The sequence below is a fragment of the Belnapia sp. genome, assembly GCF_059504005.1.
Window position 1 is genome coordinate 23,446 of record NZ_JCACHU010000016.1, and the last position, 19,611, is coordinate 43,056.

22 protein-coding genes and 1 riboswitch are annotated in these 19,611 nt (G+C 72.4%); of the genes, 13 read left to right on the forward strand and 9 right to left on the reverse strand.

Going from position 1 to position 19,611, the window contains the following annotated elements; translation table 11 throughout:
- The first annotated feature begins 16 nt into the window (after positions 1–16).
- Positions 17–700, forward strand: a complete 684-nt coding sequence (locus AC5JJ1_RS02500) for an RraA family protein (RefSeq protein ID WP_495783538.1) — start codon at positions 17–19, stop codon at positions 698–700.
- Here the strand turns inward: AC5JJ1_RS02500 and AC5JJ1_RS02505 are convergent.
- Positions 690–1,889 (reverse strand): class I SAM-dependent DNA methyltransferase, encoded by a 1,200-nt coding sequence (locus AC5JJ1_RS02505; RefSeq protein WP_495783539.1) that lies wholly within the window; start codon positions 1,887–1,889, stop codon positions 690–692. The genes AC5JJ1_RS02500 and AC5JJ1_RS02505 overlap by 11 nt on opposite strands.
- A 287-nt stretch (positions 1,890–2,176) precedes the next feature.
- Between AC5JJ1_RS02505 and AC5JJ1_RS02510 the strand changes: the two genes are divergently transcribed.
- A complete protein-coding gene (locus AC5JJ1_RS02510) occupies positions 2,177–2,299 on the forward strand; it encodes a hypothetical protein (RefSeq protein ID WP_495783540.1) in 123 nt (40 codons plus the stop codon).
- Positions 2,300–2,453: 154 nt separating this feature from the next.
- Here the strand turns inward: AC5JJ1_RS02510 and AC5JJ1_RS02515 are convergent, their stop codons facing one another.
- A complete protein-coding gene (locus tag AC5JJ1_RS02515) occupies positions 2,454–2,990 on the reverse strand; it encodes an RNA polymerase sigma factor (RefSeq protein ID WP_495783541.1) in 537 nt (178 codons plus the stop codon).
- Positions 2,991–3,132: 142 nt separating this feature from the next.
- Complete coding sequence (locus AC5JJ1_RS02520) at positions 3,133–4,803, reverse strand: formate--tetrahydrofolate ligase (RefSeq protein WP_495783542.1); 1,671 nt, start codon at positions 4,801–4,803, stop codon at positions 3,133–3,135.
- Positions 4,804–4,890: 87 nt separating this feature from the next.
- On the opposite strand from AC5JJ1_RS02520, the gene AC5JJ1_RS02525 reads away from it, so the two are divergent.
- Positions 4,891–5,097, forward strand: a complete 207-nt coding sequence (locus AC5JJ1_RS02525; RefSeq protein WP_495783543.1) for a DUF1289 domain-containing protein — start codon at positions 4,891–4,893, stop codon at positions 5,095–5,097.
- A gap of 12 nt (positions 5,098–5,109) precedes the next feature.
- On the opposite strand, the gene AC5JJ1_RS02530 is transcribed toward AC5JJ1_RS02525, so the two are convergent.
- The 3 genes from AC5JJ1_RS02530 to AC5JJ1_RS02540 form a co-directional block, all read right to left on the reverse strand.
- Positions 5,110–5,772: a M91 family zinc metallopeptidase gene (locus AC5JJ1_RS02530; protein ID WP_495783544.1), complete on the reverse strand. Its 663-nt coding sequence runs from the start codon at positions 5,770–5,772 to the stop codon at positions 5,110–5,112.
- Positions 5,773–5,895: 123 nt separating this feature from the next.
- Positions 5,896–7,011 (reverse strand): 2-aminoethylphosphonate--pyruvate transaminase, encoded by a 1,116-nt coding sequence (locus tag AC5JJ1_RS02535; RefSeq protein WP_495783545.1) that lies wholly within the window; start codon positions 7,009–7,011, stop codon positions 5,896–5,898.
- Positions 7,012–7,023: 12 nt separating this feature from the next.
- Positions 7,024–7,668 (reverse strand): DUF1194 domain-containing protein, encoded by a 645-nt coding sequence (locus tag AC5JJ1_RS02540; protein WP_495783546.1) that lies wholly within the window; start codon positions 7,666–7,668, stop codon positions 7,024–7,026.
- A 52-nt stretch (positions 7,669–7,720) separates the two neighbouring features.
- Here AC5JJ1_RS02540 and AC5JJ1_RS02545 point away from each other — a divergent pair, with 52 nt between their 5' ends.
- From AC5JJ1_RS02545 to AC5JJ1_RS02580, 8 genes are all read left to right on the forward strand, one after another.
- Positions 7,721–8,695: a Bug family tripartite tricarboxylate transporter substrate binding protein gene (locus AC5JJ1_RS02545; RefSeq protein WP_495783547.1), complete on the forward strand. Its 975-nt coding sequence runs from the start codon at positions 7,721–7,723 to the stop codon at positions 8,693–8,695.
- A gap of 33 nt (positions 8,696–8,728) precedes the next feature.
- Positions 8,729–9,478, forward strand: a complete 750-nt coding sequence (locus AC5JJ1_RS02550; protein WP_495783548.1) for an endonuclease III domain-containing protein — start codon at positions 8,729–8,731, stop codon at positions 9,476–9,478.
- A 28-nt stretch (positions 9,479–9,506) separates the two neighbouring features.
- Positions 9,507–10,718 (forward strand): CaiB/BaiF CoA transferase family protein, encoded by a 1,212-nt coding sequence (locus AC5JJ1_RS02555; RefSeq protein ID WP_495783549.1) that lies wholly within the window; start codon positions 9,507–9,509, stop codon positions 10,716–10,718.
- A complete protein-coding gene (locus tag AC5JJ1_RS02560; RefSeq protein ID WP_495783550.1) occupies positions 10,715–11,518 on the forward strand; it encodes an enoyl-CoA hydratase in 804 nt (267 codons plus the stop codon). The genes AC5JJ1_RS02555 and AC5JJ1_RS02560 overlap by 4 nt, the downstream gene beginning before the upstream one ends.
- Before the next feature lie 173 nt (positions 11,519–11,691).
- A complete protein-coding gene (locus tag AC5JJ1_RS02565) occupies positions 11,692–12,348 on the forward strand; it encodes an exopolysaccharide biosynthesis protein (protein WP_495783551.1) in 657 nt (218 codons plus the stop codon).
- Positions 12,349–12,378: 30 nt separating this feature from the next.
- A riboswitch (cobalamin riboswitch) is annotated at positions 12,379–12,589 on the forward strand.
- Positions 12,590–12,728: 139 nt separating this feature from the next.
- A complete protein-coding gene (locus AC5JJ1_RS02570) occupies positions 12,729–14,675 on the forward strand; it encodes a TonB-dependent receptor plug domain-containing protein (protein WP_495783552.1) in 1,947 nt (648 codons plus the stop codon).
- 68 nt (positions 14,676–14,743) lie between these two features.
- On the forward strand, positions 14,744–15,064 hold the full coding sequence (locus AC5JJ1_RS02575; RefSeq protein ID WP_495783553.1) for a YnfA family protein: 321 nt from the start codon (positions 14,744–14,746) through the stop codon (positions 15,062–15,064).
- Between the two features lie 416 nt (positions 15,065–15,480).
- Positions 15,481–15,810, forward strand: a complete 330-nt coding sequence (locus AC5JJ1_RS02580; protein WP_495783554.1) for a hypothetical protein — start codon at positions 15,481–15,483, stop codon at positions 15,808–15,810.
- Here AC5JJ1_RS02580 and AC5JJ1_RS02585 read toward each other — a convergent pair.
- Positions 15,708–16,718 (reverse strand): polyprenyl synthetase family protein, encoded by a 1,011-nt coding sequence (locus AC5JJ1_RS02585; protein ID WP_495783555.1) that lies wholly within the window; start codon positions 16,716–16,718, stop codon positions 15,708–15,710. The two genes, AC5JJ1_RS02580 and AC5JJ1_RS02585, sit on opposite strands and share 103 nt — an antisense overlap.
- A gap of 213 nt (positions 16,719–16,931) precedes the next feature.
- Here AC5JJ1_RS02585 and AC5JJ1_RS02590 point away from each other — a divergent pair, with 213 nt between their 5' ends.
- Together AC5JJ1_RS02590 and AC5JJ1_RS02595 are read left to right on the forward strand one after the other, a co-directional pair.
- On the forward strand, positions 16,932–17,144 hold the full coding sequence (locus AC5JJ1_RS02590) for a putative signal transducing protein (RefSeq protein ID WP_495783556.1): 213 nt from the start codon (positions 16,932–16,934) through the stop codon (positions 17,142–17,144).
- Entirely contained in the window at positions 17,141–17,893 is a 753-nt protein-coding gene (locus AC5JJ1_RS02595; RefSeq protein WP_495783557.1) for a tRNA1(Val) (adenine(37)-N6)-methyltransferase, read from the forward strand. Before AC5JJ1_RS02590 ends, AC5JJ1_RS02595 begins: the two co-directional genes overlap by 4 nt.
- 363 nt (positions 17,894–18,256) lie before the next feature.
- Here the strand turns inward: AC5JJ1_RS02595 and AC5JJ1_RS02600 are convergent, their stop codons facing one another.
- Complete coding sequence (locus AC5JJ1_RS02600; protein WP_495783558.1) at positions 18,257–18,538, reverse strand: hypothetical protein; 282 nt, start codon at positions 18,536–18,538, stop codon at positions 18,257–18,259.
- 83 nt (positions 18,539–18,621) lie between these two features.
- Positions 18,622–19,305, reverse strand: a complete 684-nt coding sequence (locus tag AC5JJ1_RS02605) for an SCO family protein (RefSeq protein WP_495783559.1) — start codon at positions 19,303–19,305, stop codon at positions 18,622–18,624.
- Between the last annotated feature and the right edge of the window lie 306 nt (positions 19,306–19,611).

The following is a 19,611-nucleotide window of genomic DNA, read 5'->3' on the forward strand; positions in this document are numbered from 1 at the left end:
CTGAGGAGGGCCGTCCATGCTCGACAATCCACCGCTGCTGACCATCCACCGGGGGCACCGGCGCCCCTCCCCTGCCCTGCTGGAGCGGTTCCGCGGGGCGCAGACCTCGCATCTGGTGGATGCGATGGCAGGGCGCGGGGCGATGCATTGGGCGGTGAAGCCGCTCGATGCGGCCAATGCAGCCTTCGTCGGGCCGGCGCTGACGGCCTTCGCCTATCCGGCCGACATCGTCGGCGTCTACGGGGCGCTGGGCGAGGCGCAGCCAGGCGACGTGATCGTCGTCTCCACCGACGGGTATCTGGGCGCGGCGGCGCTCGGCGACCTGGTCGCCGGGATGATGCGGAACAAGGGCGTCGCGGCCTTCGTCACCGAGGGGGCGGCGCGGGACCGGGCGGGGATCGTGGCGACGGGGCTGCCGGTCTTCGCCGCCGGCGTGGTGCCGACCTCGCCGGCGGCGAACGGGCCGGGCGTCATCGGGGCGCCCATCATCTGCGGCGGGCTCGCGGTGCGGAGCGGCGACATCGTCGTCGGCGATGCGGATGGCGTGGTCGTCATCCCCCTCGACCAGGCAGAGGCCGTGGCGGCGGCGCTCGATGCCGTGCGGGCGGCGGAGGCGACGGCGATCGCCGCCGTCGAGGCCGGGGCGGTCGATACCGAGCGGATGCGGCGGATCCTGGCCGAGGCGCGCATCATCGGCTGAGCAGGAAGAGCGCGCCCTCGACCGGCGCGCCGCGCTCCATCCTGAGGGTGGCGGCGCGCTGCGCGACGGGGGCGAGGCCCGCCGCCGCGGCGAGGGCCGCGACATGCGCCGGATCGTGGCGAAAGCGCATGGCCGCGGCGAGGGCGAAGGGTGCGCCCTCGCCCACCTCCACCGAGAAGGCGGCATGGCCGCCGGGCGCCAGCGCCGCGGCGATGGCGGCGAGCGCCGGTCCAAGGTCGCCGAGATAGTTCAGCACATCCGCGGCGGCGATGAGGTCGAAGGCCGCCGGGCGCGTCGGCAGCCAGTCGAGCAGGTCGGCCTCGTGCAGCGCGTCGTAGAGCGGGCGGCGGCGGGCCTCGGCCAGCATGCGGGGGGAGAGATCGAGGCCCTCGAGCCGGCGGGCGAAGGGGGCGAGCGCGACGCCCGAAAGGCCGGTCCCACAGCCGAGGTCGAGCACCCGCAGCGCGCGGCGGGGGGCGATGCCGGACTCCATCAGCAGATCGGCGAGCAGGCCAGGGGTGCGGTAGCCGAGGCGGCCGGTGAGCTCGGCCTCGAAGCGGGGGGCGAACTGGTCGAAGAGCTCGCGCACATAGGCGGCCGGCGCGCGGGCTGGGGCCTCGCCCTCGCCGAGGGCGGCAAGCAGGAAGCGGGCCTGCTCGGCCAGCCCCGGCTGGGAGGCGGCGGCGAGGGCGGCGCTCGCCGCAGCGGCGGCGCCCGGGCCGTCGCCGGCCTCGCGCCGGGCATGGGCCAGGGCGAGCAGCGGCTCCGGCGCGCCGGGCTGCAGCCGGGCGGCGGCCTCGAGCGGGGCGAGGGCGGCCTGCGGGTCGCCGAGGGCGCAGAGGGCCTGGCCGAGATTGCGCAGCGTCACCGGCTCCTCCGGCCGGCGGGCGAGGGCGGCGCGGAGGGCGATGACGGCCTCCGTCAGGCGGCCGGCCTCGGCCAGGGCGGCGCCGCGGTTGGCAAGGAAAACCGGCTCCTCCGGCTGCTGCGCCAGGGCGCGCTCGGTGTGGCGGAGGGCGCCGGCGGCGTCGCCCCGCTGCCGCGCCAGGACGCCGAGCAGGTTATGCGCATTGGCGTCCTGCGGGCGGCGCTTCAGCACCTGCCGGTAGAGTTGCTCGGCGCCGGCCAGGTCGCCCGCGGCATGGCGCGCGGCGCCCGCCTGGAGCAGGCCAATGGGGTCTGAGGGCATGGGCGCAGTCTGCGGGCGGCGGGACGGGCCGGCAATGTCGCTTCGATGTCACGCCCAGCTGCGACACTCGGGTCTTCACATTTCGGTGCTTGCGATAGCGCAATCTCGCTCATAGGTTGGGGGCCTCCCCGGCGGTCCGCCCGGGTCTCAACCGCGGTTTCCCGATGCCGAGCAAGCCACCCCCCGCCCATGGCCCGCAGGTGGAACCATCGGCGGCGAAAGACCTTAGCCCCCAGATGCAGACTGCGATGACGACGGCCCGTCCCCGCCCTGCTCCGGTCTCGCGGATGGACGATGGACAGCTCGACGACCTCCTGCGGCAGGGGCTTGGCCAGGCGCATGACTGGGTGCTGGAGGCGCCGGTGCCGCCGCGGCTGACCGAGGCCTTGCGCGGGAAGCGCACGGGCTAGGGCGGGCTCCGATCACCCGACCGGAGGTGTTTGCTCGACCAGGGAACAGGCCAGAGCGGGTTTGGTGAGCCGGCGCACACAGAAGCCGCGCCGGTCGGCTGTTGGGCGAGCAGGTCGCTCCCGCTCAGGTCGGTTCGCCTGACGGCCGTTTGCCCTAGCCCTCCCCATCCTCCGCGGCGAGGTCGGACGGGGCGCCGCCGATGCCTTCGCGCAAGGCCTCCCTGGCGCGGGACAGGCGGGAGCGCAGCGTGCCGGGCGGTACGTTCAGGATCCGTGCGGCCTCGGCATAGTCGAGCCCCTCCACCACCACCAGCCAGAGCGCCTCGCGGTGGATGGGGGCAAGCCTGCGGAAGGCGGCGGCGACGTCGCGCATCGCCTGCCGCTCCTCCTGCCCGCCGGAGACGGGGGATTCGGGCAGGCTCTCCGCTTCCATGATCGGGCTGCGCGAGGCGCGGCGGAGATTCGCCGCGCGCGCATGGCGCAGGATGGTGAAGAGCCAGGCGCGGAGATTGGTCCCCGGCTCGAACTGCGCGCGGGCGGCGATGGCGCGCACCAGCGTCTCCTGCACCAGGTCGTCCGCCGCGTCGCCGCCGCGCGCGAGCACGCGGGCGAAGCGGCGCAGGCGGGGAATCTCGGCGGCGATCGCAGTCGCGAAAGCCTCCGCCCCGTTCGCGCTATCCTCCTCCTGCATGCGGTCCCGTCATCCCCTGCGCGGCATCAGCCCCATCGATGGGGGCGGACACTAACCGAAGCCTGGACCGGGGTGGGAACGGGATGAGACACCCTTGCGTGTACCCGCGCCCCTTCGTCTGCACGCTTGCGTGGGTTGTCGATCAGAACAGGCCTTCGATGGAACCGTCTGCATTGAGGCCGATGGATTCCGCTGCGGGACGGCGCGGCAGTCCCGGCATCGTCATGATCTCGCCGCAGATCGCGACGACGAATCCGGCGCCGGCGGAGAGGCGCACGTCGCGCACCGGCAGCACATGGCCGCTCGGCGCGCCCATCAGCGACGGGTCGGCGCTGAAGCTGTACTGCGTCTTCGCCACGCAGACCGGGACATGGCCGAAGCCCATCTCCTCGAAGCGACGCAGTTTGGCGGCGACGCTGGCTGGGACTTGAACATCGGCGGCGCGGTAGATCTCCGAGGCGATGCGGCGCAGCTTCGACTCGAGCGGCAATTCAGGCGGGTAGAGCGGGGCGAAGCGCGATGCGCCGGCCTCGATCCGGCGCAGCACGGCGCGGGCGAGGTCGGCGGCGCCGGCCGCGCCATCGGCCCAATGCGTGCAGAGCACGGCCTCCGTGCCGAGTGCTGCCATCGCTTCCTGCACGGCGGCGACCTCGGCACTCGTGTCGGTTGTGAATGCGTTCAAGGCCACAACCACGCCCAGTCCGAATTTCTGCATGTTCTCGACATGGCGCGCGAGGTTGACGACGCCGCGCTTCAGTGCCGCCACATCCTCGCGGCCGAGATCGGCCTTGGCCACGCCGCCATGCATCTTCAGCGCGCGCACCGTGGCGACGATGACGGAGGCGGCGGGCGCGATGCCGGCGGCGGGGCATTTGATGTCGAGGAATTTCTCGGCGCCGAGATCGGCGCCGAAGCCCGCCTCCGTCACCACCACATCGGCGAGCGAGAGCCCAAGCTTCGTGGCCGCCACGCTGTTGCAGCCATGCGCGATGTTGGCGAAGGGCCCGCCATGGACGAGGGCGGGCGAGCCCGCGAGCGTCTGCACCAGGTTGGGGGCGAAGGCGTCGCGCAGCAGCGCGGCCATCGCGCCGTCGGCCTTGAGGTCGCGCGCCGTCACCGGCTGGCCGTCCCGCGTGCTGGCGACGATGATGCGGCCGAGGCGGGCCTGCAGGTCGTCGAGCGAGGTGGCGAGGCAGAAGATCGCCATCACCTCCGAGGCGACGGTGATGTCGAAGGCGTCCTCGCGCGGATAGCCGTTGGCGACGCCGCCGAGCGAGCCGACGATGCTGCGCAGCGCGCGGTCGTTCATGTCCATCGCGCGGCGCCAGGTGATGCGGCGCTCGTCGATGTTGAGCGCGTTGCCCCAGTAGATGTGGTTGTCGATCAGCGCGGCCAGCAGGTTGTTGGCCGAGGTGATGGCGTGGAAGTCGCCGGTGAAGTGGAGGTTGATCTCCTCCATCGGCGCCACCTGGGCATGGCCGCCGCCGGCAGCGCCCCCCTTCACGCCGAAGCAGGGGCCGAGCGAGGGCTCGCGCAGGCAGATCATCGTGCGGGTGCCGAGCGCGTTCAGCGCGTCGCCGAGGCCGATGGTGGTCGTCGTCTTGCCCTCGCCGGCGGGCGTCGGGCTGATGCCGGTGACGAGCACCAGCTTGCCGGGCGGCTTGGCCGCTTGGTCGCGCAGGAAGGGCAGGTCGACCTTCGCCTTGTAACGGCCGAAGGGAACTAGCGCCTCCTCCGGGATGCGGGCGCGGGCGGCGATCTCGGCGATCGGGCGGAGGGTCGCGGCACGCGCGATCTCGAGGTCGGTGGCCATGCGCGCTGTTCCTCCCGGTTGGAGCTTCGCGCTTATCGTCCCGGCCGCGCTCCTGCAAGCGGGATGGTGGGGGGCTATATGGCCGGGATGGCAAGCCCTTGCATCGACATCTGCAAATTCGATGAGGACACCGGCTGGTGCCTCGGCTGCGGCATGAGCCGCAAGGACAAGAAGCACTGGAAGAAGGAGAAGGAGCGGCGGCCGGCGATCCGGGCGGCGCTGCCCGGGCGGCTGGTGGCGCTCGCCGCGGCAGGGCACCGCATCGGGGCCGAGGCGAAGCGCAAGAAGGCCTGAGGCGGCGCCCGATCAGGCGCTGCGCTGGACGGTGCCGAAATCCACGCCGACCGTGTAGTAGTCGCGCCGGGCGACGTTGTAGAGGCGGCGGAAGGCGTTCTCGCAGAAGGGCTCGCTCCGGCCGGGATCGGCATAGGGGCCGAGGCCGATGGTCCGGGCCTCCTCCTCGGCGAGGCCGGAATCCTTGCTGAGGTCCATCTGCCGCGTCGGCGCCCGGGGGCAGTCGGCGGTCAGGAAGTGAAGCGCGTGGATCAGCTCATGCGCCAGGGCGATGAAGGCGGGGCGCCTCATCGTCGTGCCGGGGATGGTGTCGTTGAAGGCCCAGCGGACGATCGCGCTGCACCCGGCCTGGCCGCGCACGGTCAGCGGATAGGCCGGGTCGTTCAGGTTGCCGTTGCCCGGCTGGGTCAGCTGGGCGCGGAAGGCCGGGCTGACATCGAGGGAGGGGATGGCGGCCGCCATCTGGCCGAAGGGGCCGGCGGGCGGGTTCTCGATGACGACGCTCTTGCCGTTGGTGCAGGCGTTGCGGATCTTCTTCAGGAGGTCGAGGCCGAGGGCCGTCGAGCGCAGCACGTTCAGCGAGTAGCGCGCCTGGTTCGGGTAGGGCGAGAAGGCGTCGCCGCCGTCATCGATGTAAACGCCTGGGCCGTTGATGTCGTAGAGCGCCACCGCCATCGCCGTCTCTCCTTGGGGGCCGCGGCAACACGCCAAATGCGTGTGTCGGACCGCCCGATTTCGCGTCACGGGCGAGAGGTGTAACTATGGCGGAAGCTCACCGTCAAGGTTTCGAACAGGGGCTCAGGCCGCCTCGCGCTGGCGGACCCCGAGCTCGTCGAGCGCGCCGCCGATCGCGGCGACGGCGCGGCGCATGTCCTCCGGCGTGATGGCGCCGATGCAGCCGATCCGGAAGGTCGGTACACGGGTGTTGTGGAAATTGCTGATCAGCACGCCGCGGGCCTTCAGCGCATCGACGAAGGGCTGGAGGGCGAAGCGCGGGTCGGGCGGCTGGTGGGTGGTGACGATCACCGGGCCCTGATGCCGCGGCTCCAGATAGGGGGTCAGGCCGAGGGCGCGGATGCCGTCATAGAGGATGCGGCAGTTCTCGCGGTAGCGGGCGAGGCGCGCGGGCTGGCCGCCCTCGGCGTCGTAGAGGTCGAGCGCGGTGCGGAAGGCGGCCAGCGCCTGGACCGGCGGGGTGAAGCGGAAGCTGCCCCAGCCGGCGCGGAGCGCATGGGCATAGACATCCGAGAGGTCGAAGGACCAGGAGCCGGCATTGCCCGCGGCGGCCGTCACGCTGTCGACCCGCGCGACTGCGAAGCCGATGCCGGGCAGGCCCTCGAGGCACTTGCCGGAGGTGAAGAGAAGGGCATCGATCTCCGGATGGGCGGAGAGGTCGACCGGCAGGGCGCCGAAGGCGGAGACGCTGTCGAGGATCAGCCGGCGGCCATGCCGGCGCACCGCGGCGCCGATCGCCTCCGGGTCGTTCACCATGCCGCTGCCGGTCTCGTGGTGGACCACGGCGACATGGGAGATGGCGGGATCGGCGGCCAGCGCCGCATCCAGCTCCTCGGCGGTGACGGAGCGGGTGTCGGGGCCGGGGAGCGCCACGACCTGCCGGCCGCATTCGCTGGCGAGGCGCACGGCGCGGTCGGCATAGGCGCCGTTATGCGGGATCAGGACCTTGCCGCCGGCCGGGATGAAGGTGCGGATCGCCGCTTCCATGATGAAATGACCGCAGCCCTGCAGCGGCAGGGTGGCATGCACCCCCTCCTGGCCGCCGGCGATGGCGCGGACGCGCTCGCGAATCTCGGCATAGATCGGACGGAAGTCGTTGTCCCAGGGGGCGATGTCCTGGGCCATGGCGGCGCGGGTCTCGGGACGGGTCTGCACCGGGCCGGGGATCAGCAGCAACATGAACAAGCACCTTCAAGCTACGGTGAGGTATAGCCTATCCGCACGCGACAACAGAAGGCCGCCGATCTCGCGCCGAAGCTTTTCCCGCATCGCCGCGGCGAAGGCGGCGTAGTCCGGGCAGGCCATGGCGAAGCTTCCCGGCCCGCCGATCACCTCCGCCACGTAGTGCTCCAACAGGTCCGGCTCCTCGTTCAGCACGGCGAGGCCGTTGATGGTGACGCCGGCGGCGACGCCGATGTCGCGCACCGGGCCGGGGGCGCGGCCGCGGTTGTTGCGGCCGTCGCCGGAGACGTCGAGGGCGAGGCGGGTGGCCTCCGCCGGGCAGCGGGCGAGGAGGGCGAGGCCGGCGGCCATGCCCTCGCCGAGCGCGGTGGCGCCGGGGCCGGGGAGGCGGGGGGCGTTCTCCAGGGCATCGGCCAGGGCGGATGCGGCGGCGGGGCCGTCGGTGCGGGTCCAGGGCACGGCCAGGTCGTGGCCGACGGACCAGAAGAGGGCCGAGACGGCGATGGCGCGCCGCGGGCCCCCGGCGCAGGCGGCGGCGATGTCCGGCTCGCGGAAGGCGGCGGCGAGGCCGCCGATCATCAGGCCGAATTCGTCGTAGTCGATGCTGGCCGAGACATCGATGGCGAGGCAGAGGGCGAGGTCCACGGGGTCCATCCGGCAGGCATAGCGCGGGGCGGAACGACATACCTATAGTGTGCGCCGCACCATGACGGGTCTCCTGCCGATGCGACGCCGCGCGCTGCTGTCCCTGCCCCTGCCGGCGACGCCGGCTCAGGCCCAAGCCCCCTGGCCGAACCGGCCGATCCGCGCCGTCATTCCCTACACGCCGGGCGGGGCGACGGATGCGATGTCGCGGCTGGCGGCGCAGAAGCTCTCGGAGCGGCTTGGCGTCCCCGTGGTGCCGGAGAACCGGGCGGGGGCCAGCGGGACGGTGGGCGGGGCCGCCGTCGCGGGGGCGGCGCCGGATGGGCATACGATCCTGCTCACGGCCTCGGTCCATGTCATGGCGCGGCAGGTGCTGAGAGCCGTGCCCTACGACCCCGTCGCGGATTTCACCCCCATCGCCCGCACTGGGCAGGGGCCGCTGCTGCTGGTGACCAATCCCGGACGGCGGGAGGCGGATATCGCGGCGGTGGTGGAGGCGGCGCGGCGGGCGCCGGGCGGGTGGAGCTTCGGCGTCTCGGCGCTCGGGGCGGCGGGGCACCTCGCCTCCATCGAGTTCAACCGGCTGGCGGGGCTCGACATCCCGATGGTGCCCTATCGCGGCTCGGCGCCGGCGCTCGCCGACATCGCGGCGGGCAACGTGCAGCTGATGCTGGACCCGATCCTCGCCGCCCTGCCGCTGGCCCGCGGCGGGCAGGCGCGGGCGCTGGCCATCACCCGCAGGGCGCGGAGCCCGGTCGCGCCGGAGATCCCGACCGCGGCGGAGGCGGGGATGCCGGGGCTGGAATTCTTCTCCTGGTACGGCGTCTGGGGGCCGCGCGGCCTGCCGGCGGAGATCGTCGGGCGGCTGGCCGCGGCGCTGCGCGAGGGCATGGCGGAGCCGGCGGTGGCGCAGCGCCTGGCCGAGCTCGGCTTCGAGCCGGTGCGGGAGAGCCCGGCGGAATTCGCGGCCTATATCGAGGCGGACCTCCAGCGGAACACGGCGCTGCTGCGGGCCGCGAATTTCCAGCCGGAATAGGCATCCGGCGGGGCCCGGCGCCGTTCTGCACGCATGGCCCGGTCCCTCCTGCCCGATCCCGCGAAGCGTGCCCTGGCGCTGGAGGCGCATCGGCTGCTCTGCGCCGAATATGGCTGCCCGGTGAACTACTTCCACGCGCTCGACCCGGTCTCGGAGCTGGTTTCCTCCCTGCTGTCGCACCGGACCAAGAACCGCGACAGCGCGCGGGCTTATGAGAGCCTGCGCCGCGCCTTCCCCGAATGGGAGGGGGTGCGGGATGCGCCGGTCGCCGAGGTCGAGGCCGCCATCGCCGGCGTCACCTGGCCGGAGGCCAAGGCGCCCGCCCTGCAGAAGACCCTGCGCGCCCTGACCGAGCGGTGCGGCGGGCTCGACCTCTCGCATCTCGCCAGCATGAAGGACGAGGAGGCGGCGGCCTGGCTGGCGGCGCTGCCCGGCGTCGGGCCGAAGACGGCGGCGGCGGTGCTCTCCTTCAGCAACCTCCGGCGGCGGGCGCTGCCGGTGGACAGCCACCACCACCGCGTCGCGGCGCGGCTCGGGCTGATCCCGGCCTCGCTGCCGGTCGGGCCGGCGCATGCGGTGCTGGCGGCGCAGCTGCCGGCGGAGTGGGGCGCGCAGCAGTTCTACGACAACCACCAGATGCTGATGCGGCACGGGCAGCGCTGCTGCTTCTTCCGCGGGCCGGCCTGCGGGCGCTGCGTGCTGCTCGACCTCTGCCCGGAGGGGCAGGCGCGGCAGGCGCGGCCGCCCTCCCCTGCCCTGGCCCTTCCGCTGCCGCCGGCCTAGTCTCCCCCAAATCCGGGAGGATGCGCCGATGCCCGAAAGCCCGATCGACCCGACGCTGATGGCCGAGACCCGGCTGCCGCTGGCCGGCATCCGCGTGCTGGACCTGACGCTGGCGCGGGCCGGGCCGACCTGCGTGCGGCACCTGGCCGACTGGGGCGCGGATGTCATCCGCGTCGAGCCGCCGACCACGGCCGATACCCTGGCCGGCGCGCGGGACGGATTCGACAGCGTGAACCTCCACCGCAACAAGCGCGGCATCGCCCTCGACCTGAAGAACCCGGCGGGGCATGCGGCCTTCCTCAAGCTGGCGGCGACGGCCGATGTGGTCGTCGAGAACATGCGGATGCAGGTGAAGCACCGCCTCAGGATCGCCTATGAGGACCTGGCGCCGCTCAACCCGCGGCTGGTCTATGCCTCGATCTCCGGCTTCGGGCAGACCGGGCCCTACAGCACCCGCGGCGGCGTCGACCAGATCGCCCAGGGCATGGGCGGGCTGATGAGCATCACCGGCGAGCCGGGGCGCGGGCCGATGCGCGTCGGCATCCCCATCAACGACCTGACGGCGGGCAACCTGCTGGCCTTCGGCATCATGCTGAAGCTGTTCGACCGGGAGAAGACCGGGCGCGGCGGCTACGTCCATACCTCGCTGCTCGAGGCGCAGGTCTTCATGCTGGACTTCCAGGCCAGCCGCTACCTGATGGATGGCGAGGTGGCCGGCCAGGCGGGCAACGACCATCCCGTCAACATCCCGATGGGCGTCTTCCCGACCGCGGACAAGCCGATCAACATCGCTGCCTCCTCGCCCAAGCTCTGGGCCAATTTCTGCAAGGCGGCGGGGCATGAGGATTGGCTCGCCGAGCCCGAGTGGCAGACGGCGGCGGGGCGCAGCAAGGACCGGGCGCGGGTGAACGCGACCATCGCCGAGGTCACGCGGACGCAGCCGAGCGAGTGGTGGATCGCGCGGCTGGAGGAGGCGGGCATCCCCTGCGGCCCGGTCAACGACATCCGGGAGGTCTTCGCCGACCCGCAGGTGCAGCACTTGGAGATGGCGATGCCGATGCATCACCGCGGCCGGGGCGACATCAGCGTCGTCGCCAATCCGCTGAACATCGAGGGGCTGGAGACGGGCGTCTACCGCGACGTGCCGGCCTTGGGCGAGCATGGGGCGGAGATCCTGGCCGAGGCCGGGCTCTCCGAGGCCGAGATCGAGGAGCTTAGGGCCAAGGGGGCGCTCGGATGAGCCGGATGGAGTTCGCCGCGGGGAAGATCCTCGCCAGCAGCGAGGGGGGCGTCGGCCGGGTGGTGTTCAACCAGCCGGAGAAGCGCAACGCCATGTCGGTCGACATGTGGACCGGCATGGCGGAGGCGCTGGAACGCTTCGCCGGGGACGATGCCGTGCGCTGCGTCGTCCTTCAGGGCGCGGGGGACAAGGCCTTCGTCTCGGGGGCGGATATCAGCCAGTTCGAGAAGAACCGGGCCAATGCCGATGCCCAGGCCGAGTACGAGAAGCTGACCAGCACGGGGCGGGCGAAGCTCGCCGCCTACCGCAAGCCGGTGATCGCGCAGATCAGGGGCTTCTGCATGGGCGGGGGCTTGGGGATCGCCATGTCGACCGACATCCGCATCGCCTCGGAGGACAGCCAGTTCGGCATCCCGGCGGCGAAGCTCGGCATCGCCTATGGCTTCGACATGGTGCGCGCCCTGGTCGACCTGGTAGGTCCCGCCCATGCCCACATGATCCTGATGACCGGCGAGCGCTTCGACGCCCGCGAGGCGGAGCGGATGGGCTTGGTCAACAAGGTGGTGCCGGTGGCGGCGCTGGAGGAGACGGTGGCGAAGCTCGCCGCGACCATGGCGGCCAATGCGCCGCTCTCCCTCGGCACCAACAAGCAGACGGTGAAGGCGGTGCTGGCCGACCGGGCGGAGCGGGACATGGCGGCGCTGGGGGCCGCGATGGCCGCCTGCTTCGACAGCCAGGACTACCGCGAGGGCCGGCGGGCCTTCATGGAGAAGCGGAAGCCGGCCTTCACCGGGACTTAGAGGGGGGACGTAACCGATCCGGAAACGCCACGGTGTCCAGCCCAGCGCGAAAATCCCGGTGCATGATGCAGTTTCTTTCCCTAGGATGCGGCAGCCGCGACACACCCTTGATGAATGGGGTGGCAGGCTGGGCTTCGGATGACGTCTGGGATCGAAGGGACCGCTGACCGCACATGGATGGACACCTCGAGGCGCCGCCGGTCGGCCTGCCGACCAGTGAGAGTTGCGCCCATGGGGCCGGCGCCCCCATCTCCCGCATCGTGGCGGAGGTGGCGGCGCGCTTCCCGGACGAGCGCATCACTCTCGGCGAGATGTCCGAGGCCTTCGGGGACCGGGCCTTCGGCCTGCTGATCCTGCTGCTGCTGTTGCCCTCGCTGCTGCCGGGCATGGCCTCGGTCTTCGGCCTGCCGGTGCTGCTGCTCGGCATCCAGATGGGGCTCGGGCGGCGGACGCCGAAGCTGCCGGCCTTCCTCGCCCGGCAGAGCGTGAAGCGGACGGACCTGCTGCGGCTGGCCGGCGGCGGCTCCACATGGATGAAGCGGATCGAGACCTATGTGCGGCCGCGGCCGGGCTTCTTCACCTCGCCGGTCGGGGACCGCATCTTCGGCTGGCTCACCGCCTATGTGGCGCTGATGCTGATCCTGCCGGGGCCGGGGACCAACGGGCCGCCGGCCTTCGGCAACATCGTCATGGCGCTCGGCCTCGTCGAGCACGACAACCGGGTGATGGCCTGGGGCGTGGGGCTGACCGTCGCCGGCTGCGCCTTCGCCACCGCGGTGCTGGTCGTCGTCTGCTGGCTCGGCGTGCAGGCGCTCGGCTGGATCTTCTGACCCCACTCCCCGCCGGGCGGCAAGCCTGCTAGGGTCCGCGCATGCGCCGGTGGCCCGCAAGGGCTGAAACGGGAATGCGGCAGGCGGGGCGACCCCGCTGGTCCGCGGCTGCCCTCGCAACTGTGGGCGGTGAGGTCTTTCCAGATGCCATTGCATCCCCCGGGATGTGAGAAGGCGGGGAGGCCAAGGGGCTTCGGCTCCCCACCGCAAGCCAGGAGACCGGCCGGCGCAGAGTTGTCTCGCGCGTGCCGGGCGAGGTGCACCGGCGCACCGGAAGCATGGGGTCCCGCGGGGCCTCTCCGATTGCGGGTACGACGTCCGTCGCCCCGACCCGGCTCGCCGGGCCGAGGCCCTGTCGTCACGCGCAATCGGAGGATCCGATGCGACGCCTGTCCCTGTTCCTGGCGAGCGGCCTGGCCGTCCTCGCCACCCACGCCCAAGCCCAGCAAGCCATTCCCGACACCATCGTTACCGGCACCCGCGTGCCGACCCCGGCCGAGCGGGTGCCGGCCGCCGTCACCGTCATCACCCGCCAGGACATCGAGGAACGGGGCTACCAATCGCTCGCCGAGGCGCTGGTCTCGGTCCCTGGCGTCCGGCTGGCGCCGCTCGGCGGACTGGGCGCGCAGACCACGGCCTTCCTCCGCGGCAATTCCGGCCGCGCCGTGCTGGTGCTGCTGGACGGCGTGCCGCTGAACGACCCGGCCGAGGCCAGTGGCGCCTTCAATTTCGGCAACGAGCTGCTCTTCGACATCGAGCGGATCGAGGTGCTGCGGGGGCCGAGCTCGGCGCTCTACGGCTCCTCGGCGATCGGCGGCGTCATCAACTTGGTGACGCGGCGGGCGCCGGCGCACCGCGCGCTCCTGCCCTATGGCGAGCTGGCGGGCGGCACGCAGCGGACGCTGCGCGGCGGGCTCGGCGCCACGGGCACGGTCGGGGCCTTCGACTACCTGTTCTCCGGCCAGTCGATCTCGACCGAGGGGTCGAATGCGACCGCGCCGCGCTTCCAGTCCTCGCTCGGCGAGCGGGACGGGTTCCGCGGCGGCTTCGGCACGGCGCGGCTGGGCTGGACGCCGGCGGAGGGCAGCCGGGTGGAGGCGCTGCTGCGCTGGCGGCAGACCAATTTCGGCCTCGACAACGTGCCGCGCGACGACCCGAACTACTCGGGCGAGGACCGGCGCTATTACGGCCAGCTCCGGGGTGAGACCCGGCTCTTCGACGGCGCCTGGACCACGGGGCTGCGCATCGCGGCGACCGAGGACCGGCGGGTCTATTCCAATCTGCCGGACCAGCTCAGCAGCGCCAGCTCGCGGGACTTCTACCGTGGCACGCGGACCACGCTCGACTGGGGCAATACGGTGCGGCTGCCGGTCCTCGGCTTCCTCGACGAGGGGGTGCTGGGCTTCGGCCTCACCCACACGGGCGAGGAGGCGACGAGCCGCAGCGGGGGGCAAGGCTTCCAGACGCTGGTGGATGCCAGCCAGCACAGCACCGGCGGCTATGCGACGCTGCAGTACCGCGCCTTCGGCCGGCTCGACCTGACGGCGGGGCTGCGGCGGGATGCGACCACCGGCTTCACCGATGCCACCACATGGCGGGTCGGCGCGGTGCTGCAGGTGCCGGAGGTCGCCTCGCGGGTGCGGGTCTCGGCGGGGACGGGCTATGCGGCGCCCTCGCTCTACCAGCGCTTCGGCGTCATCACCGGCTTCTTCCGCGGCAATCCGGACCTCAGGCCGGAGCGGTCGCTGGGCTGGGAGGTCGGGACGGAGACGGACATCCCGGGCTTCGGGCGGCGCGACTTCGCCACGGCGGGCTTCACCTATTTTCAGAGCCGGGTCAGGGACCTCATCAACTTCAATGGCGGCTTCGACACGCTGGAGAATGTCGACCGCGCGCGCATCCATGGGGCGGAGCTTGGGCTGACCCTACGGCCGGTACGCTGGGCGGAGGCGACCGCGGCCTGGACCATCACCGAGGCCTTCGACGCCACCACCGACCAGCGGCTGCCGAGGCGGCCCGAGCACGTCGTCAGCATCACCGCGCGCGTCGCGCCGCTGCCGAAGGTGGTGATCGCGCCGACGGTGCTCTTCACCGGCCGCAGCCCGGAGGCGGCCTTCGCCTCCTACGACAACCAGGGCAACAGCTTCGCCTATGCGCGCAGCAACCCGGCGGGGACGGTGGTGAACCTCACCGCCTCCTGGCAGGCCCTGCCGCAGGCGGCGGTGTTCCTCGAGGCGCGCAACCTCGGCAACAGCCGGTGGGAGCCGGCGAACGGCTTCGTCACGCCGGGGCGCAGCGTGCTGGTGGGCACGCGCTTCGCGCTGTGACCCTTCTCCGCGGTGCTGCGGGGGCCCCGGATTTCGCTCCAGGCCCGAAGCTTCGGTATGAGGGAGGCATGATCGCCCCCCTCGCCTACCCTGCCGCGGCGCTGGCCGAGATCGGCGGCTGCTTCGCCGTCTGGTCCGTGCTGCGGCTCGGCGCCTCGCCCTGGTGGCTGGCGGTTGGGATGGGCTCGCTCGCCCTCTTCGCCTGGCTGCTGACGCTGGTGGAGGCGGCGGCGGCGGGGCGGGCCTTCGCCGCCTATGGCGGGGTCTACATCGCCGCCTCGCTCGGCTGGATGTGGGCGGTGGAGGGCGTGGCGCCGGATGGGCGGGACCTCGCCGGGGCGCTGCTCTGCCTCGCCGGGGCGGGCGTGATCCTGCTGCGGCCGGGCTGAGCCGGGCCGGAGGTTGCAAAGCGGCACAGGGTGCGTCCGCGGCGCTGCGCGAGCCGTAACGCCGGCAGCCAGGGATATTCAGCCCGGGCTGCGGACCGGCGGGCCGATGTCCCCGCCGCAAAGGATCGGAGCGCCGTGACAGCATCCGCTTTCCATCTCGCGGCCGCCTTCTCGGCTTCGCCCTGCTCGCGGCCGTGCCGATGGCATGCAGCCGATGGGCGGGACCATGGCCAGCCCAGCCCGCGTCGAGGTCGGCGGCGCGCCGATGCGCCCGGCGCGGGACGCCGTCGGCAATGCGGTGAACCCGAAGGACCACACCACCCTCGTCAGCGCCGTGCAGGCGGCCGGGCTGGCGGCGACGCTGACGAGCCCCGGCCCCTTTACCGTCCTCGCGCCGACCGGCGGCGCTGGCCGGCATGCTGACCTGCCATGTCGTGCCCGGGCGGCTCGACTACGAGGCGCTGGCCGAGAGGATCCGTGCGGGCGGCGACTGCACGACGCTCACCACCGCCAACGGCCAGGCGCTGACGGCGATGATGAACGGGCTGCGCAACATCGTCCTGCGCGACGTGGCGAGGACTGCGGCGTCAGCGAAGCCCCGGGCTGTCGCCGAGGGAGAGGGCCCCGAGCGCCTGCCGGCCGCTCAGCGGGCGCGGGCGATGCAGAAGGCGACGATGCCGGCCAGCGCGCGGCGGACCGGGCCGTCGGCGAAGGTCCCGAGCGCGGCGAGCGCCGCATCGCCATAGGCCTGGGCGCGGGCGACGGTGTCGCGCAACCCGCCATGGCGCTCGATCAGCGCCTGGGCGCGGCCGAGGTCGTCCGGCCCCTGCTCCTTCTCCTCGAGCGTGCGGCGCCAGAACTCGCGCTCCGCCGCATCGCCGCGCTCGAAGGCGAGCAGCACGGGGAGGGTGATCTTGCCCTCGCGGAAATCGTCGCCAACCGTCTTGCCGAGGCGCTCCTGCTCGGCGGCATAGTCGAGCGCGTCGTCGACCAGCTGGAAGGCGATGCCGAGGTTGCGGCCATAAGCCTCGAGGGCGGCTTCCTCCGCCTCCGGCCGGTCGGCGACGACGGCGCCGATGCGCGTCGCGGCGGCGAAGAGGGCGGCGGTCTTGCCCTCGACCACTTCGAGGTACTGCGCCTCGGTGGTCGTAGTGTCATTCTGGGTGACGAGCTGCAGTACTTCGCCCTCGGCGATGGTGGCGGCGGCCTCGGAGAGGATGGCCAGCACCTTCAGGCTGCCATCCGTCACCATGAGCTGGAAGGCGCGGGCGAAGAGGAAGTCGCCGACGAGGACGCTCGGCTTGTTGCCGAACAGCGCATTGGCGCTGGCCTGGCCGCGGCGGAGCGAGCTCTCGTCCACCACGTCGTCATGCAGCAGGGTCGCGGTGTGGATGAACTCGACGCAGGCGGCGAGCGCCACGTGCCGCTCCCCGTGATAGCCGCAGAGCTGCGCGGCGGCGAGAGTGAGCAGCGGGCGCAGGCGCTTGCCGCCGGCGGCGACGATATGCGCGGCGAGCTGCGGGATCAGCGCGACCGGGCTGTGCATGCGCTGCACGATCAGCCGGTTGCAGGCTTCGAGGTCGGACTGGACCAGCGTGGTGAGCGCAGTCAGCGCATCCTCGCCGCCTTGCGTCGCCGCATCGCTTGCCGGCATCGTCACAGAGGAATTGTCCGGCACAGCACGCGCAACCGCTGCCACTTCGCTTGACCCTGGCTCGGGGCGGGCAAGGCATCTCGGCGGAATCGCCTGGACGGCCCGTTTAGCCCGCCAATACAAAGGCCGTGGCGGGGCCGCCGCGGCGGCCGGCACCATAGCCATGCCGGCAGATGGCGGCAAGCGCAGGGAAAACAAGGATTTGACGGCAGCATGCGGCTGATTGCCCAAGGCGTGGATCCGGTTCGCCTGAGTTTCCTCATGGCCCTGCTGCGCGATGCGGGCATCGGCTGCGTGCTGCTCGACCAGCATATCAGCGCGCTGGAGGGCGGGATCGGCGCCTTCCCGCGGCGGCTCGCCGTCGCCGAGGAGGATTGGGAGCGGGCGCGACGCGTGCTGCAGGAGGCGGGCGAGGAACCGGGGTGAGCGAGGACTGCACGGAGGACCTGCTGCTCGGCGGGCGAGTCAGGCTACGCCAGCCGAGGCGGGGGCTGCGGGCCGGGCTCGATGCCGTGCTGCTCGCGGCCGGCATCCCGGCGCGGCCGGGCCAGGCGGTGCTGGAGGCCGGGTGCGGCAGCGGGGCGGCCTTCCTATGCCTTGCCGCGCGGGTACCGGGGCTCCGGATCGTCGCCCTCGAGCGGGATGCGGGGCTGGCGGCGCTGGCGCGGGAGAATGCGGCGGCGGCGGGACTCGCGGCGGAGGTGATCGAGGGGGATGTCAGGGATCGGGCGCTGGCCCGGCGGCTGCCGCCCTGCGACCACGCCTTCGCCAACCCGCCCTTTTGGCCGGGCGGCACGGCGCCGCCGGAGCCGGGACGCGGGGCGATGACCCATGCGGCGGGAGCGGAGGCGGCGAGCCTCGCCGACTGGGCACGGTTCCTCGCGGCACCGCTCGCACGACGGGGGACGCTCAGCCTGATCCTGCCGGCGGCGCGGCTGGATGCCGGAATGGCGGCGCTGGCAGGGGCGCGCTGCGCGGGGACGCTGCTGGTGCCCTTCTGGCCGCGCATGGGCGTCGCCGCCCGGCGGGTGCTGCTGCAGGCGCGGCGAGAGGGGCGCGGGCCGGCGCGGGTCGCCCCGGGGCTCGTGCTGCACGGGCCGAGCGAGGGTTTCAGCCCAGCGGCGGAGGCGGTGCTGCGGGATGCCGCTGCCCTCGATGTTGTCGAGGGCGCCTGAACGGCGTCTCCGGATGGCAGCCTGCGGTAATCGGCCCTGGGGCGAACCCCGATCGGGTGGCCTCATCCGAACGGCGTAATTCGCTCGGTCGACCAACAGCTTGGAGCGGCCTCCTAGAGCGGTTTCCGTTCGCTTAGGCTCACGGAACCCGCTCTGGCTTATTGTTTGATCGAGCAAATGCCTTCGATCAGGTGATGCCACCTGATCGAAGTTTGCTCTAGAGCCGGGGCGAGCGGGAGTCGCTCCTGTGTCCTGATCTCGAAATCCTGCGGATGTCGCCCCCTGGCCACCAGCCCTTGGTCGTCGGTGGCCTGGTTGTCCGCGAAGCGGTTAAGTGGACCCACGAACGTCCCGATCGGGACATCAGCCGAGGTTCGTGTCCGGGTGGCGCAGGTGCCAGAGCCGCTCATGCGCCGCGACCAGGCTTTCCATGTTGCGGCGGCGGTTGGTGTCGGGCGAGACGGGGCGGCGCGTCAGCATCATCTCGAGGATGCGCAGCAGCTGTTCCGCCACCTCGTAGTCGCCCTGGTCGCAGGCGTGGTGGAAGGCGATCAGGATCTTGTCGGACAGCCGCCGGCTGTGCCGCGGCGCCGCGCCCCGGCCTGCCTCCCTTGCGCTGTCCTGATCCTGATCGTCATCCGCCATCAGTCGTCTCCGTTTGCGGCCGGCGAGCCGGCCGCGAACTTCAGGTTAACAAGTTTTTCAAGGTTCGGGAATCGTGCTGTGGCTCATCCGGTGGGGCGGCTGATCTGCGCGGCGATGGCTGCGGCGATGGCCTCCGGGCTCTGCTCCGGGCGGAACAGGCTGCGGACCTTCGCATCCGGCCCGACCAGATAGATGAAGCTCGAATGGTCCATCAGGTAGTCGGTCATATCCGGCCGCTGGACGCGGGCGAAGTAGACGCGGTAGCGGCGTGCTGCCTCTGCCACCTGCTCCGGCGTGCCGGTCAGGCCCTGCAGGCGGGGGTGGAAGCGGCTGACATAGTCGGCCAGGTGTTCCGGCGTATCGCGCTGCGGGTCGACGGTGATGAGCACCGGCACGACCTTGGCCCCGGCCGGGCCGAGCTGGTCGAGCGCCGCCGCCATGGTGCCGAGCTCGGTCGGGCAGACATCGGGGCAGAAGCTGTAGCCGAAATAGACCAGCATCCAGCCGCCGGCGAAATCGCGCTCGGTGACCGGCTTGCCCTCCTGGTTGGTCAGGCTGAAGGGGCCGCCGAGGGCGAGGCCGGCGGGCAGTTGGACCCCGCCGGAGGAGACCGGGCCGGACTCGCCCCCGCCCGAGGCGCCGCCGAGCAGGGCGATGAAGGCCTCGCCCACGCTCTGCTCCGGCGCGCGGCTGACCCAGGCATAGGCCCAGGCGCCGCCGAGCAGCAGGACCAGGCCGAGGACGATGAGGCGGATGGCGCGCAGCATGCCGCCTCCATAGCCCTCGCCCGGCCGCCCCGCCAGGGGGCTGGTTGGCCCGCGGGGGCCCAGGGCGGGAACAGCCGGGCCTAGGCAGGACCGGAGCAAGCCCCGATCAGCTGGGCTCACCGGATAAGAGGTTATCCGCTCGACCGAATGCCAGGCCGGACCGGGTTCCGTCGGCCAGGTCGAACGAAATCCGACCTGCTGTCCTGCCCCCGCCGTCCGTGGGCTTTGTTTACGGACGGAAGGAACAAGCAAGCCACTGAAGACAAGGGCCGGTGAGCCAAGGGCGACGTCCGAAGGACGTCGAGA

Coding starts and splice junctions, on each gene's coding strand:
- AC5JJ1_RS02500 (WP_495783538.1), top strand. CDS start 17: ATGCTCGACAATCCACCGCTGCTGACCATCCACCGGGGGCACCGGCGC.
- AC5JJ1_RS02505 (WP_495783539.1), bottom strand. CDS start 1,889: ATGCCCTCAGACCCCATTGGCCTGCTCCAGGCGGGCGCCGCGCGCCAT.
- AC5JJ1_RS02510 (WP_495783540.1), top strand. CDS start 2,177: ATGGACGATGGACAGCTCGACGACCTCCTGCGGCAGGGGCTTGGCCAG.
- AC5JJ1_RS02515 (WP_495783541.1), bottom strand. CDS start 2,990: ATGCAGGAGGAGGATAGCGCGAACGGGGCGGAGGCTTTCGCGACTGCG.
- AC5JJ1_RS02520 (WP_495783542.1), bottom strand. CDS start 4,803: ATGGCCACCGACCTCGAGATCGCGCGTGCCGCGACCCTCCGCCCGATC.
- AC5JJ1_RS02525 (WP_495783543.1), top strand. CDS start 4,891: ATGGCAAGCCCTTGCATCGACATCTGCAAATTCGATGAGGACACCGGC.
- AC5JJ1_RS02530 (WP_495783544.1), bottom strand. CDS start 5,772: ATGGCGGTGGCGCTCTACGACATCAACGGCCCAGGCGTTTACATCGAT.
- AC5JJ1_RS02535 (WP_495783545.1), bottom strand. CDS start 7,011: ATGTTGCTGCTGATCCCCGGCCCGGTGCAGACCCGTCCCGAGACCCGC.
- AC5JJ1_RS02540 (WP_495783546.1), bottom strand. CDS start 7,668: ATGGACCCCGTGGACCTCGCCCTCTGCCTCGCCATCGATGTCTCGGCC.
- AC5JJ1_RS02545 (WP_495783547.1), top strand. CDS start 7,721: ATGACGGGTCTCCTGCCGATGCGACGCCGCGCGCTGCTGTCCCTGCCC.
- AC5JJ1_RS02550 (WP_495783548.1), top strand. CDS start 8,729: ATGGCCCGGTCCCTCCTGCCCGATCCCGCGAAGCGTGCCCTGGCGCTG.
- AC5JJ1_RS02555 (WP_495783549.1), top strand. CDS start 9,507: ATGCCCGAAAGCCCGATCGACCCGACGCTGATGGCCGAGACCCGGCTG.
- AC5JJ1_RS02560 (WP_495783550.1), top strand. CDS start 10,715: ATGAGCCGGATGGAGTTCGCCGCGGGGAAGATCCTCGCCAGCAGCGAG.
- AC5JJ1_RS02565 (WP_495783551.1), top strand. CDS start 11,692: ATGGATGGACACCTCGAGGCGCCGCCGGTCGGCCTGCCGACCAGTGAG.
- AC5JJ1_RS02570 (WP_495783552.1), top strand. CDS start 12,729: ATGCGACGCCTGTCCCTGTTCCTGGCGAGCGGCCTGGCCGTCCTCGCC.
- AC5JJ1_RS02575 (WP_495783553.1), top strand. CDS start 14,744: ATGATCGCCCCCCTCGCCTACCCTGCCGCGGCGCTGGCCGAGATCGGC.
- AC5JJ1_RS02580 (WP_495783554.1), top strand. CDS start 15,481: ATGCTGACCTGCCATGTCGTGCCCGGGCGGCTCGACTACGAGGCGCTG.
- AC5JJ1_RS02585 (WP_495783555.1), bottom strand. CDS start 16,718: ATGCCGGCAAGCGATGCGGCGACGCAAGGCGGCGAGGATGCGCTGACT.
- AC5JJ1_RS02590 (WP_495783556.1), top strand. CDS start 16,932: ATGCGGCTGATTGCCCAAGGCGTGGATCCGGTTCGCCTGAGTTTCCTC.
- AC5JJ1_RS02600 (WP_495783558.1), bottom strand. CDS start 18,538: ATGGCGGATGACGATCAGGATCAGGACAGCGCAAGGGAGGCAGGCCGG.
- AC5JJ1_RS02605 (WP_495783559.1), bottom strand. CDS start 19,305: ATGCTGCGCGCCATCCGCCTCATCGTCCTCGGCCTGGTCCTGCTGCTC.